Below are 13,557 nucleotides of genomic sequence, written 5' to 3' on the forward strand. Positions count from 1 at the left end.
GGTTACGGCGGGTCACGATGGATTGGCGGAAACGGATCGGGATCTGAAGCATGCCGCAGGCAAGCGGCATGCCGGTTTTCAGAACATCTCGAAATATTCGCGCTGCTCCCACTCCGAGACTTCGGCCTGGAAGCGCTCGATCTCGGCATTCTTGATGTGGACGTAGTAGTCCACCAGGGTCTCGCCCATGGCGGCGCGGAAGAAGGGATCGTCGCGCAGGGCGTAGACCGCTTCGCGCAGCGACTTCGGCAACAGATCGGCCTTGGTCTCGTAGGGCGTGTCGGCGGAGGGACCGGGATCGAGCTTGCGGTCGACGCCGTCGAGCCCGGACAGGATCTGCGAGGCCATATAGAGATAGGGATTGGCCGCGGGCTCGCCGATCCGGTTCTCCAGGCGCGTCGCCGGATCGTCTGGACCGCCGAGCACACGGATCATGGCACCGCGATTGTCGCGGCCCCAGATGGCGCGGTCGGGCGCCAGCGAATAGGAGCGGTAGCGCTTGTAGCCGTTGATGGTCGGCGTGGTGAAGACGGCCGAGGCGCGGGCGTGGGCGAGCAGGCCGGCGAGATAGGACAGTCCAAGCGGACTGAGCGCCGCGCCGTCCTCGGTCGGCATGAAGGCATTGCGGCCGCTCACGCGCTCGACCAGCGACTGATGCAGATGCCAGCCCGACGACATCACGCTCGGAATCCGCGGCCGGCACATGAAGGTGGCGTGATAGCCGTGACGGTGACAGATCTGCTTCACGGCGCTGCGGAACAGCACCATGTTGTCCGCCGGCGCGAGGCCGCGCGCCGGCTGGAAGGTGAATTCGCACTGGCTCGGCCCGAATTCGACCTCCACCGAACGCAGCGGCAGGCCGAGCGCCAGCACGTCGCGACGGATGATCTCCAGCACCGGCTCCATCTGATCGAAGCGCTGTTCGGTGAGATACTGGTAGCCCTGCGACAGCAGGCTGACCTCCGGCGGCGTGCCGGGCTGGCCGGCATCGGCCGGCGACAGCTTGGCGTCCTGCAGCTTGAAGACGTGAAATTCCACCTCGAGGCCGGCGACGAAATCATAGCCGCGGCTGCCGAGGTCCTCGAGCACCTGGCGATAGAGCTGGCGGGTGGCGAAGGGCACCGGCCGGCCGTCGTTGAAATAGACGTCGCACATCAGCCAGCCGGTCTTCGGCGCCCAGGGCAGCACGCGGAAGGTGGTCGGATCGGCCACCATCAGCACGTCGGCGGCGCCCTGCATCTCCGGCAGGCCGAAACCGCCGCCCGGCGTGAAGACCGGAAACACCGTGCGATGCGCGGTGTCCTTGGCGAACATCGTCGTGGTGATGCTGCAGCCGCTTTCGAGGCTGCGCAGCGCCTCCGCGGCGATCAGCGTCTTGCCGCGCAGGACGCCGTGCTGGTCGGGAAAGCCGAGGCGGATCACCTCGAGCTCGCGCTCTTCGGCAACGCGTCTCAGTCTTGCGGCCGCATCCTTCTGCTCCTCGGTCCAAAGGCCGTGTCGCGCGACGAAACTCACCATGCTTCCTCCGGCCGGCTTCTGAAGTGTCATTCGGCCGCGCTCAGGCGCGACATCTTCTCGGCGATCTCGCTCGGCACCGGCGCCGTCCACGGCGCGCCGCGACGGCGGTTGACGTCGACCTCCATCCAATAGGCCTCCCAGCCACGGGTCGGCCCGATGCCATCCATGGTGGCCGGCCCCTGGATCGCCTTGGCATGGGCCTCGTCCAGCACCAGCAGCGGCGTCTCGCCCTTTGCGACCTTGTCGATCTCCTGGCGCAGCAGGCGGCGATACTGCACGATCGCCTTGTCGGACTGGCCGAGATGCTCGCGGGTGCGATCCTGGATCGGACCCATGGATTCCACCGCCCACTGGTCGTGCACGTTGATGTCGGCGCCCATGCCGGTATAGGTCTCGGCGGCCTGCTCCTTGGCGTCGAAGCCGTAGTCGTTGGCGCGATTGCGCCGCGAGCGGTAGTGCGGCAGCTCATAGAGTTCGAGGCGCTGCTCGCGCATCTTGTTCTTGTCCACCGGCGCCGAATAGCTGGTGAAGATGGCGTACCAGTAGCAGTTTTCGTCGTCCACCGGCACGTGCCACTGGGTGATGGTCATCTCCGTGCTCATCGGAATGACGAAGCCGTGGGGAAAGAGCTGGTTGGTGACGCGTACATGAGTGCGCTCGTCGTCGAGCTGGCGCAGCGCGATCAGGCGCATGCCGTATTCGGTGCTTTCGACATTGATGATCGGCCGGTCGTATTCGCGCAGGATCTTGGTCATCGGCAGATCGCTGCCGGCGGAGGCGCCGCGAAACTGGCGGCCATAGGCCGTCGAGGTATCCTCGTCCTCGAAGAAGCGGTGCAGGAAGGAGGCGTGGGCCGGATCGATGCCGACTTCGAGCGCCTGGAGCCAGTTGCATTCGAACAGGCCCTTGAACGCGAAGGTGTAGGCGCCCGGCGCCGTGAAGCAATCGAGATCGGGAAAAGCCGGCGGCGCGTCCTCGCCGAGATAGGCCCACAGGATTCCGGCTTTCTCGGTCACCGGATAGGCGCGCTGGCGGATGCCCTCGCACAGCCGCGAATTGACCGGCTCCGCCGGCGTCTCGAGACACTTGCCGTCAGCATCGAACAGCCAGCCGTGAAAGGCACAGCGCAAACCGCCGTTTTCCAGGCGGCCGAAGGCGAGATCGGCGCCGCGATGCGGGCAGTCGCGGTCGATGAGGCCATAGCGGCCGGTCTCGTCGCGAAACAGCACGAGGTCCTGGCCGAGCAGCCGCAACGGCTTGATCGGCCGCGCGCCTTCGAGCTCCTCGATGAGCGCCGCCGGCTGCCAGTATTTGCGCATCAGCTTGCCCGCCGGGGTCCCCGGGCCGATCCGGGTGATCAGGTCGTTCTGCTCTTGGCTCATCATGGCGCGTGACCTTTCCCTTGCACTCACCGCCGTCGCCGCTGGTTGGTGGCGCGTTTGTTCGCTTATTGAACTAATGGTCAAATTTTAGCATCGGCGGTTTATGCGGCAAGCACTATTTTTCGTCGCTATTGGCGCGCAAAGCAGCAAATTCTCCGGCGGCGATGTGGTAGGCGGAGGTGGCGCGCTTGCGATTATTGAACAATAGTTCAATTGTTCGGCGTCTTTGATTGGACCCCAGATCAGGAGGGGATCACGTGAACGGCTTCGTCATTATCGGTGCCTCGTATGCCGGCGTTCACGCCGCGCTGGCCGCGCGCGAGAGCGGCTATGACGGGCCGATCCGCCTCGTCGCCGACGAGCCCCACTTGCCCTATCAGCGGCCGCCGCTGTCCAAAGCCTATCTTGCCGCCGATGCCGCGCCGGAAACGCTGGTGCTGCGCGGCGCCGACGTCTTTGCCGGCAAGGGCATCGAGCTGGTGCTCGGCGCCCGTGCCGAAGCCATCGACCCGGCGACGCGCCGCATCTCGCTCACCGGTGGCGACCGAGTAGACTTCGATCACCTCCTGATCGCCACCGGCTCGCGGGCGCGGCGGCTGCCGATCGAGGGCCAGGACCGCGACGGCGTGCTGTCCCTGCGCACCCTCGATGACGCTCACGAGCTGCGGCCGCGGCTGCGGGCAGCGAGCGACGTCGTGGTGATCGGCGGCGGCTTCATCGGCCTCGAAGTCGCCTCGACCGCGGCCAAGGCCGGCAAATCCGTCACCGTGATCGAAGCGGCGCCGCGCCTGCTCGGCCGCGCCGTGGCGCCGGCGATCTCGCAATATCTGCTCGATCTGCATCGCGGCCACGGCGTCGATATTCGGCTCGAGACCGGCATCACGCGCATCGACGCCGGCGCCGGCGCCGGCGAAAGCCATGTGGTGGTTCTGAGCAATGGCGAGCGGTTGCGCGCCGACTTCGTGTTGGTGGGCGTCGGCGGCATCGCCAATCAGGAGCTCGCGCTCGATGCCGGCCTTGCCTGCGACAACGGCATCGTCGTCGACGAGGTCGGCCGGACCACGGCGCCGGGCATCTACGCCGCTGGCGACTGCAGCCAGCATCACAACATCTGGGCCGGGCGGCGGCTGCGGCTCGAATCGGTGCAGCACGCCACCGATCAGGGCCGCGCCGTCGGCCTCGCGGTGGCGGGCAAGGAGGAGCCCTACACCAGCGTGCCGCGGTTCTGGTCGGACCAGTACGACGCCAAATTGCAGATGGTCGGCCTTGCCGACCCACGGGACGACGCCGTGATCCGCGGCAACATCGCCGACGGCCGCTTCTCGGTGTTCCGCTATCGCGACGCCCGTCTGGTCGCCGTCGACAGCATCAACCGGCCGGGCGACCAGATGATCGCACGCCGCCTGATCGGCGCCGGCCGCTCGCCGACCAGGGAACAGGCGGCCGATACTGCCTTCGACCTCAAGACCCTGGAGGCCGCACCGTGAGCGCGCGCGGGACCGATCGATGCCAAAAGTGAAACGCCCCGAGGGCGAAGAGCGCGCCACCGACTTCGTCGAGAGCCTCGATCGCGGGCTGCGCCTGTTGCAGATGTTCGGCAATGCGCCGGGGCCGATGACCTTGAGCGACCTCGCCCGCGCCGCCGATCTGCCGCGCGCCACCGCCCGCCGCATCCTGTTCACGCTGGAGCGCGGCGGCTTCGTCTCCAGCGACGGCAAGATGTTCGCGCTGACCCCGCACGTGCTGACGCTGGCCTCGTCCTATCTGCGGTCGAGCCAGGTGGTCGCGGTGCTTCAGCCCCTGCTCGACCGCATCGCCAGCGAGGCCCAGGAGATCTCTTCGCTTGCGGTGCTCGACGGCGACGAGGTGGTGTTCATCGCCCGCGGCAGCCCGGCGCGGGTGTTCTCCGCCGGCATCGACATCGGCTACCGGTTGCCGAGCTTCTGCACCTCGGTGGGCCGCGCCATGCTCGGCAAGTTCGCCAATGCCGAGCTTGCCGAACGGCTGAAGGCGATGCGGCGCGAGGCCGTGACGCCGCAGACCGTGACCGATCCCGAAGTGCTGCTCGCCACCATCATCACCGACCGCGAGAAGGGCTATTCGCTGGTCGACCGCGAGGCCGAGCCGCATTTCCGCTCGATCTCGGTGCCGGTGCGGCGCTACGACAACGAGGTCGTCGCCGCCGTCAACATGGGCGCCCATGTCGACCGCGTCTCCACCGGCGAGATGATCGACCGCTTCCTGCCGCTGCTGCGCGAGGGCGCGGAATCGGTGCGGGAGCAGTTGCTGTAACAGAACGCTAAGCGGAAGCGCCGGGTGACGCCGCACCGGCGCTGAAGTCACGAGGCACTGCGAGATCGGCGATCCCGCCTACTCCGACGCCGACACCACCAGAGCCCGCATCCGCCCCTCGATCGGCCCTTCGCCGAAGCGCTTCGCCAGCAGCAACGCCGCGGCCTCCGTCGCCTCCGGCAACCGCGCCGGATCGCGCGCCTCGATCTCGTTGCGCAGCGGCGTGCCCTGGCAAAGGGCGGTGGCGGCAAGCTGTGGCGACGACGCCCGGCTGCGGTGCTCGACCACCTCGATATCTATCTTGGTCAAGCCGCCCGCCTCAAGGTCGGCACGGATGCGATCCGCGTCGCAATAGCCATGCGGGGTGCGCGCGAGGAATCGCGGCGGATCATCCGGAAAAACCGTCGCCATCGCCTGGATCACCACATCCGAGAATTCGTTGGCGGCGAGGTCATCCCAGACGTTGAACAGGAAGTGGCCGCCGTCCCGCAAGACGCGCCGCGCCTCGCGAAAGCCCTGCACCTTGTCGGGAAAGAACATGACGCCGAACTGCGCGGCGACAACGTCGAAGCTTCGATCCGGGAACGGCAGCGCCAACGCATCCGCCGGCCGCCAGGACAGGCGGGGGTCCTCGGCGAGATGCATCCTGTTGCGGTCCAGCATCGGCTGATTGAGGTCAGTTGCGACGATGCGCGCGGCCGCAGGCAGTTGCGCGGCGAGGCTTCGGGTCAGCGCCCCGGTGCCGGCTGCGGTTTCCAGCACATCGATGGGATCGAGCGGAGCAACCCTGCCGGCGAGATCGTCGGCATAGGCTTGGAAGATGAGCGGAACGAGATGGCGGTCGTAGAGTTCGGGGATTGATCCGGCGAAGGTCTTGTCGGCAGCGTCCATGGCGGTTCTCCATGCGAGATGTGTCGACGTCGATGCGCTCTGATGCCTCTTTGGTCCTCGGTACTGGATAGATGTCGCCCGAGATGCCCGGAACGTTCAGCTTGGGCCGCTTCCGCCCTTGCTTTGGAACAGCATCATACTGCGTTGCGTCGCCGGAGCCGAGGTCGTCTTCGCAACAGCACCCGGACGGGATCAGCCCGTCAGGCGCCCGGCATGGCCTCGCGGTGGCGCGCCAGGCGCCGCGCGCGCCGCTTCTTCAGCCAGATGAGGATTCCGGTCACCGACAACGCCGCGATCAGGAGCCCGAGAATGCAAACCGCGGTCTGATACGGCCGTCCGAAGACCCGAGTCATGTGCAACGCATAGAGCCAGCTCTCGACGGTATTCCCGGCGCGCTGTCCGGTCGGCATGGAGAATTTGATCAGTTCGCCGCTGCTGCCGTCGAAGATCACATAGGTGCTGCCGCCCTTGGGAGCCCGCTCGAACAGATCGCGGCTGCCCCGCACCTCGTAATAATAGGCGCCGATGCGCGCGATGTAAGTAAGGCCAAGGGGCTCGCGCACGGTGAGACCGCTCTGCCACGCCTGCGCGGCGATCAGCCGTTCGCCGACCGCCTGCGCCGCCCGCCAGTCTAGCGCCGGCGTCTCGTTCGCTGGGCGCGCCGTCGACAGGAATACGGTCCGCGGCGATTCATAGTCGAACACCGCCCCGGTCACCGCCTCGTAGACCGGCCGCAGTTCGAGCATCACGCTCGACCAGCCGAAGACGAACAACAGCGGCCACAGCCAGAGACCGCCGGCGCGGTGAAGGTCCACCGTGAAGCGGTAGACGCTGGCGCCGCGCTTGAAGCGCCAGGCCTGGCGCCATCGTCGCCAGAAATTCGAGCGTGACGCAGGCAGGGCAAGATAGAAGCCGACGAAGCAATCCAGCGTCCAGACCAGGGCAACGATGCCGAACAGCCGCTCACCGGTCGGGCCGGCGAGAAGCGAGAAATGCAGTTCGTAGATGAAGGGCATCAGATTGATCACGCCCTCCGACAGATCCGCCCGTCTGCGCCGGCCGAGTTCGTCGCCCGTCCAGGGATCGACGAAGAATTCGGAAAAACCGAGCTCGGCGCGCCGGCCGGTCTCGGCGTCCTTCGCCGCTGCGAAGGCGACGCTCGCCTGATCGACCTCGGTCATCACCACCTCCGTCACCCGCGCCTGCGGCACCAGCCGTCCAGCCCGCTCGGCGAGGGTGGCGAGGTCGAGCTTCGGCCGATCGGGCTGCGGCGCAGAGAAAAGCTGCGGCGCGAAGACCCGCTCGAGCTCGCTGTTGAAGGCGATCACCGAACCGGTCAGCGACGTGATCACGAGGAACACGAGGATGACGAGATTGACGTAACGGTGCAGTAGCACCCAGACGTGACGGGTCATGCGCGCTCCGGCTCCGGCCGCGAACAGGGAAAGCGACGCGGGCTTGCAGCCCGCGCCGCGACATCAGAATTCGGCCTTCAGCGAGCCGATGAAACCGCGCGGCGCCCCGTAGAGCGAATAGGTGCCGTTCGACGATTCGAAATAGGCGACATCGAACAGATTCTGCACATTGAGCTGGGCGGTCCAGCGCACGCCCTGCAATCGGGTGCGATAGCCGACCATGGCATCGACGCGGCCATAGCCCGGCAACTGCATCTTGTTGGCGACATTGCCCTGCCGCTCGCCGACCGCATAGAAGCCGGCACCGGTGAACCAGGCGGTCGCCTCGCCGGGCGCATCGTCGTATTTCGCCCACAGGCTGGCCGAGTTGTAGGGCACGCCGGGCCATTGGTTGCCGAGGGTGGAGGCCGCGCCGGTGGCGGAATCCGCCGTCATCCGCGCGTCATCATAGGTATAGCTGGCGATCAGGCTGACGTGGCGCGTCACCTGTCCGGCGATGTCGAATTCGAGGCCGCGGCTGCGCACCTCGCTGGCGGCGATCGAGAAGCCGACGTGATCCGGATCCGTGGTCAGGCGATTGCGCAGGTAGAGATCGAACAGCGTGACGCTGGCCGTGACCTTGCCGTCGAGCAGCGCGGCCTTGGCGCCGGCCTCGTATTGCACGCCCGTCTCCGGTGCAAACGGGCTCCCGTCATACGAAACGCCGTCATGGGAGGAGCCGAAGGATTGCGAATAGCTGCCATAGACCGACAGCTCCGGCGTCAGCTTGTAGAGAACGCCAAGACGCGGCGAGAATTTCGCGGCCGTCGTCTGGGGCAGAAGGTGACCGTCGCAATTCGGGAAGCAGACCTGGCTGACATCGCCATAGATCTCGGCATTGGCCTCCTGGGCAATATCGTAGCGGCCGCCAAGCAGCACGAACAGGCGCTCGTTGAGACTGACCTCATCCTGCACATAGAAGCCCAGATCGCGGGTTCTCTGACGGTAGAGCGCATTGCCCGCCGCAGCGTTGATGTAGGACCACATCTGAGGCACGTCGATATTGCCGTAGACCGGATTGTAGATATTCAGCGCAGGCACGCGGTCGAGAGTGACCTCCTCGGTGTACCCGTAGACGTCCTGGCGATAGCTGAACCAGTCGACACCGAACAACAGCTTGTGCTTGAGCGGGCCGGTGAAAACCTCGCCGCTGAGATCGACATTGGTGGCGACGATCTCTTTCCTGAACGGGGTATAGGTGAGCTGCCGGTTCATCAGGCCGGTCGCGGCATCGAAGTTCTGATACAGCAGATAGGACTGGGTCTCGTTGGATAGACTGTAGTGGAACTTCTGGGAGATTTTCCAGGAATCGCTGAATTTGTAGGTCCAGTCGAAATAGACCAGGGAGCGGTCGACCGAGCCCGGGAAGTTGCTCCACATCGCCGGATCGCTCTGCGTCCAGTTGCGCGGCAGGTTGGCCGGCCGGTTGCCGACGGTCGGCACCTGCTGAGCGGTGTAGCCGGAACCGATGTTCTTCTGATCGTAATGCTCGACCTGGAGATTGGCCTCGAAATCGCTGTTCGGCCGCCACGTCAACGCGCCGTAGCCGGCCCAGTTCTTGCGATGCTGATAGTCGATGAAGCTGTCGGCCTTGTCGTAGGTGACGATGGCGCGATAGAGCACCGTCTTGTCCTTGTCGAGCGGACCGGTCGCATCCACGGTGGTGCGCAGCAGACCCCAGCCGCCGAGCTGCTGCTGAATGCTGTAGGCGGCGGCCTCCTCCGGCTTCCGGGTGACGTAATTGATCAGTCCGCCGGGCTGCACCCGGCCGTAGAGCATGGCTGTCGGACCTTTGGCGATCTCGATGTGGTCGACGAAGGCGATATCCTCGAAGCCGACGATCCCGGACAGATGGAGCCCGTTGCGATAGGTGCTGTTCGCATTGGTGAAGCCGCGGATCAGGAAATTGTCGTAGAATGGACTTCTCGGCATCTGCACGCCGCTGACGAACTTGACGGCCTCGGCGGCCGAGATCACCTGCTTGTCGTCCAGCGCCGCTCGCGGGACGACCTGAACCGCCATCGGCGTGTTGAGGAGCGGCGTATTGCTCTTGGTCCCCGTCGACGCGGTGTCGAGCTTGTAGTCGGTCGGCGATGAATTGCGCACGCCGCTGGCGCCGGTCACTGCATGCTGGTTCCCACCCTGCTGGACGCGGGCGGCCATCGCCGCTCGGCGCTGGCCGCTGCGCACAGCGCTCGTCGCCCGCCGCGGCTTCGGTTTCTGGAGCTGCTGCTCGACCGTGATCGCTGGCAGCCTGGTGTCGCTTTGCTGGGCCAGCGCATCGACGGAAAGACCGGCGCCGACGAAGAGCCCGATGGCACCGGCAAGGCAGCTGGACGAACGCAACGCGCACAAGGCGATGCGCTCATGCTTGGACTTCAACATGATCCTGGACTCGAAAAGAAGGACGTGACGTGGAACGGCCGTACGCAGCCAGACGCATCGCCGCGGAGGCGCTGCATCGACCGTGATCAGCGAGTGAAAATGAACCGGGTCAGGCGGCTGCTGCGGGTGGTCCGCACCCCGGCGGCCACAGCGAATCGTGGCTGGACGCCAGGTGTTGGCTCGCCAGTGGCAAGGCCGACACGGCGGCCGCGTGGCCGAGAGGCTGCGCCGGCTGGTCCGGCAGGATCGCGGCCGCGGTAAAGCCGAGACAGATCGGACAACGGAGCGGCTTGCCCGAAGGATCCTGGGGCGACGACGGCGCGCCCGAGACATCGTCGCCATCCCGGCCATCACGGCAGATGACGCCGAGCACCGCTCGCGATCCTACGGATATACGACAAGCCTCAACTCCCCCGGAGAATAATGCATAGAGTTCAACCGCGGGCAAGCGCCGCCGACCGAATTGGCTCGCGACCTGGCGCACGATCCGGAAACGCGGGCACCGGTTTTCCGATAAGATCATGCTCCGTCGCCCAAGCTGGAGCGCGAGGGTGATTCGACCTGAAGCTGTCGCCTTCGAAGGAGCACCGACCATGACCGCATCAAGCGAGGCGTCTTCGATAGCGGCGGGCCTCGGGCCGCGCACGACCGCCCATGCCCTGCATGTCGGCGACCGTATCAACACCGCGAATTTCGAGGGGGACGCGCTGTCTGCGGTGCCACTGGCGGTGCGAAGCGGCGAAGCCGGCATCGCGGTGCTGTTCCGCTATGGCGTTGCGGTGCTGATCGGGCTGTCGGCCACTGAGGAGACCGCGCTTCTCGACCGCCTATCGCCGCGCATCGAGGGCCGCCTCGCCCGTTTCGAGGAAGAGACCGCGACCATTGAACTCGGCGGCGGCGCCGAGGACCAGGTGCCGGTCGGCGGCCCGGTCCAGTTGCGCGACATGTCGGCGGCGCGGCTGCTCGTCGTCTCCGACGTGCTCGCCAAGAGCGTCGCCCTCGCCCACGACGAACGCGAGGTGGCACGGGTCCTGGAGGTGATCGATCCGTTCGCCAAGGAACTCGCCGAACATGGCCGCACCGGGCGGCGGCGCACGGCGCTGCTCAAGCTGATCGGCAACGCGCTGCTGGTCCAGCACCGGGTGTCGGGCCGCGTCGCCATCGCCGAGAAGCCCGATGCGCTATGGGACCGTCCCGATCTCGAACGCCTCTATGCCCGCCTCGAGGACGAATACGAGCTGCACGAACGGCTCGAGGCCCTCAATGCCAAAATCGAGGTCATCGCCAAGACCGCCACCACGCTCGCCGACATCATCGATACCCGCCGCTCGCTGCGGGTCGAACTCGTGGTGGTGCTGCTGATCGCCTTCGAGATCGTGATGACGCTGTATCAGATCTTCTTCACCGGCGGGCATTGAGGCGACGCCGTCGCTTGGACTTCACAAAACGTCCCTCACACTCGACGAATCTCCGACCAGCCGACCTCCTCGCCGACGAACAGCGGCAGGATCTCGCCTTCGCCGGGAATGGCGAGAGCCTCGCAGGCCGCCGCCCTGTCCACCAGCGTGATGCGCTCCTCGTTGGCCGGCAGGCCGTAGAAGGCCGGCCCGTTCAGCGAGGCGAAGGCCTCGAAACGGTCGAGCGCATCGTCCTCGGCGAAGACACGCAGATAGGCCTGCAGCGCCACCGGCGCGCTGAAGACGCCGGCGCAGCCGCAGGCATTCTCCTTCAGGTGGCGCAGATGCGGCGCCGTGTCGGTGCCGAGGAAGAAGCCGCCCTCGCCGCTGGTCGCGGCGGCGCGCAGCGCCTGGCGATGGGTTTCCCGCTTGAGGATCGGCAGGCAATACATGTGCGGCCTGATGCCGCCCTGGAACAGGGCGTTGCGGTTGTAGATCAGATGCTGCGGCGTGATCGTCGCGGCGACCCGCGGCCGGTGGCGGCGCACGAAGGCGGCGCCGTCCGCCGTGGTGATGTGCTCCATCACCACCTTGAGGCGCGGGAAGCGCGCCAGCGTCGGCTCGAGCACCGCATCGATGAAGGCCTTTTCGCGATCGAAGATGTCGATGTCGTCGCGCACCAGTTCGCCATGAACCAGCAGCGGAATGCCGTGCTCGGCCATGGCGCCGAGAACGGCCTCGATCCTCTCCATGGAGGTGACGCCGAAGGCCGAATTGGTGGTGGCGTGCGCCGGATAGAGCTTGGCCGCGGTGACGATGCCGTCGCGATGGCCGGCGACGAGATCCTCCGGCTCGGTGCCGTCGGTCAGATAGCAGGTCATCAGCGGCGTGAAGTTCGCGTCGGCGGGACAGGCGGCCATGATCCGCTCGCGATAGGCCGCAGCCATGGCGGAGGTGACAACCGGCGGCGTCAGGTTCGGCATGACGATGGCGCGGCCGAACTGGCGGGCGGTGAAGGGCACGACCTGTTTGAGGACGGCGCCATCGCGAAAATGCACGTGCCAATCATCGGGGCGGCGAATGGTCAGGGTCCGCACGTCGGAAAATCCTCGTTGAGAAGCGGCTTCGGAAGGGCGACCGCAGCATCGGCGTCCGCCTTTGGCGCATCAATGGCACCGCCAGGGGCGAATGTCACCTGGCGGTCCGATTCTAACATTCCAGGCGGGCAGCGAATATCAAATCCAATCCACCAACTTCGGGCGTTCGCGAAAAGCGCGGTTCATCCCGCAGCCGCGATTTGTTAGGCTCGGTTCCACAACACCCCTTTGCGTTGCGGCCACACATTATCATGCACCGCGGATCCAAAACCTCGATGGCATACCCGCCGGACCCTGCTGAGCCGCCGGTCGTGCCGCCAGCCCTTGCCATCGGCCACTCCACCAACCTGGTCGGCGTGCCGATGGATTTTCTCACCAGCTGCGACTTCAACGACGGTCCGGTGCCGCTGCACATCGCCGGAGCGCGCGAGATGAATCCGGGCCTGTTCGAGATGCTCGCCCAGGCCGGCGACCTCACCGAGGCGGGCGACGCCTTCTCCTGCTACATGAACGCCATGTTCGGCATCGATCCCGAGCAGCGCGAGACGCACACCGACCGCCGCGGCGGCCGGCGCCGCTTCCGCTCCTCCTTCCTCAACCTGATCAAGGGCTGGGGCTTCGACAGCAACGGGGCGGAAGGCGCGGTGCTCAAGGGCTGGGTGGAAAGCCGCTTCGGCATCTTCCCGACCTTCCACAAGGACGCGATCCGCCGCATCGCCAGCGGCGCCTGGACGACCTATGTCGCGGAGAAGATGTCGAGCCGCTTCCACAACAACGCGATCTATGTCCAGCTCGACCTTCTGTTCGAATTCTGCCAGTGGGCATTGGCGCGCTTCGCCGCCCCGGGACAAAGCCATCTCACGCTCTATCGCGGCACCAATTCATTCGACGAGCACCAGATCGTGCGACGGATCGACAAGCGCAACGTCATCATGCGCCTCAACAGCCTCGCCTCCTTCACGTCCGATCGCGACATCGCCGGCTGTTTCGGCGACATCGTGCTGACCGCGAAGGTGCCGGCGCCCAAGGTGGCGTTCTTCAATCATCTGCTCAAGGCCCATCCGCTCAAGGGCGAAGGCGAATACCTCGTGATCGGCGGCGAATATCGCGTCGCCGCGAATTATTTCTGACAGGAGGATCG

The 13,557-nt window shown here is 66.1% G+C and carries 10 protein-coding genes; 4 read left to right on the forward strand and 6 right to left on the reverse strand.

The annotated features are described in order from the left end of the window. Positions 1 to 78: 78 nt before the first annotated feature. Positions 79 to 1,515, reverse strand: coding sequence for a glutamine synthetase family protein (locus DB459_RS07945; protein ID WP_253713469.1), 1,437 nt, complete (start codon positions 1,513 to 1,515; stop codon positions 79 to 81). 29 nt (positions 1,516 to 1,544) lie between these two features. Continuing rightward, positions 1,545 to 2,903: an aromatic ring-hydroxylating dioxygenase subunit alpha gene (locus DB459_RS07950; RefSeq protein ID WP_253712339.1), complete on the reverse strand. Its 1,359-nt coding sequence runs from the start codon at positions 2,901 to 2,903 to the stop codon at positions 1,545 to 1,547. A 254-nt stretch (positions 2,904 to 3,157) separates the two neighbouring features. On the opposite strand from DB459_RS07950, the gene DB459_RS07955 reads away from it, so the two are divergent. Both DB459_RS07955 and DB459_RS07960 read left to right on the forward strand, forming a co-directional pair. Beyond that, positions 3,158 to 4,387 (forward strand): NAD(P)/FAD-dependent oxidoreductase, encoded by a 1,230-nt coding sequence (locus DB459_RS07955; RefSeq protein WP_253712340.1) that lies wholly within the window; start codon positions 3,158 to 3,160, stop codon positions 4,385 to 4,387. A 19-nt stretch (positions 4,388 to 4,406) separates the two neighbouring features. Continuing rightward, on the forward strand, positions 4,407 to 5,192 hold the full coding sequence (locus tag DB459_RS07960) for an IclR family transcriptional regulator C-terminal domain-containing protein (RefSeq protein WP_253712341.1): 786 nt from the start codon (positions 4,407 to 4,409) through the stop codon (positions 5,190 to 5,192). A 78-nt stretch (positions 5,193 to 5,270) separates the two neighbouring features. Here the strand turns inward: DB459_RS07960 and DB459_RS07965 are convergent, their stop codons facing one another. From DB459_RS07965 to DB459_RS07975, 3 genes are all read right to left on the reverse strand, one after another. After that, positions 5,271 to 6,083, reverse strand: a complete 813-nt coding sequence (locus tag DB459_RS07965; RefSeq protein ID WP_253712342.1) for a class I SAM-dependent methyltransferase — start codon at positions 6,081 to 6,083, stop codon at positions 5,271 to 5,273. Between the two features lie 200 nt (positions 6,084 to 6,283). Continuing rightward, a complete protein-coding gene (locus tag DB459_RS07970; RefSeq protein WP_253712343.1) occupies positions 6,284 to 7,498 on the reverse strand; it encodes a PepSY domain-containing protein in 1,215 nt (404 codons plus the stop codon). A 63-nt stretch (positions 7,499 to 7,561) separates the two neighbouring features. Further along, positions 7,562 to 9,922 carry a TonB-dependent siderophore receptor gene (locus DB459_RS07975; RefSeq protein ID WP_253712344.1) on the reverse strand — a complete coding sequence of 787 codons (2,361 nt, stop codon included), beginning with the start codon at positions 9,920 to 9,922 and terminating at the stop codon, positions 7,562 to 7,564. Positions 9,923 to 10,515: 593 nt separating this feature from the next. On the opposite strand from DB459_RS07975, the gene DB459_RS07980 reads away from it, so the two are divergent. Continuing rightward, positions 10,516 to 11,340, forward strand: a complete 825-nt coding sequence (locus DB459_RS07980) for an RMD1 family protein (RefSeq protein ID WP_253712345.1) — start codon at positions 10,516 to 10,518, stop codon at positions 11,338 to 11,340. A gap of 35 nt (positions 11,341 to 11,375) precedes the next feature. On the opposite strand, the gene pyrC is transcribed toward DB459_RS07980, so the two are convergent. After that, positions 11,376 to 12,416 carry a dihydroorotase gene (gene pyrC / locus DB459_RS07985; RefSeq protein WP_253712346.1) on the reverse strand — a complete coding sequence of 347 codons (1,041 nt, stop codon included), beginning with the start codon at positions 12,414 to 12,416 and terminating at the stop codon, positions 11,376 to 11,378. Between the two features lie 275 nt (positions 12,417 to 12,691). Here pyrC and DB459_RS07990 point away from each other — a divergent pair, with 275 nt between their 5' ends. Beyond that, on the forward strand, positions 12,692 to 13,546 hold the full coding sequence (locus tag DB459_RS07990) for an NAD(+)--dinitrogen-reductase ADP-D-ribosyltransferase (protein ID WP_253712347.1): 855 nt from the start codon (positions 12,692 to 12,694) through the stop codon (positions 13,544 to 13,546). The last annotated feature ends 11 nt before the right edge of the window (positions 13,547 to 13,557 follow it).

Origin of the sequence: Bradyrhizobium sp. WD16, assembly GCF_024181725.1 — a bacterium.
Taxonomy (GTDB): Bacteria; Pseudomonadota; Alphaproteobacteria; order Rhizobiales; family Xanthobacteraceae; genus Bradyrhizobium_A.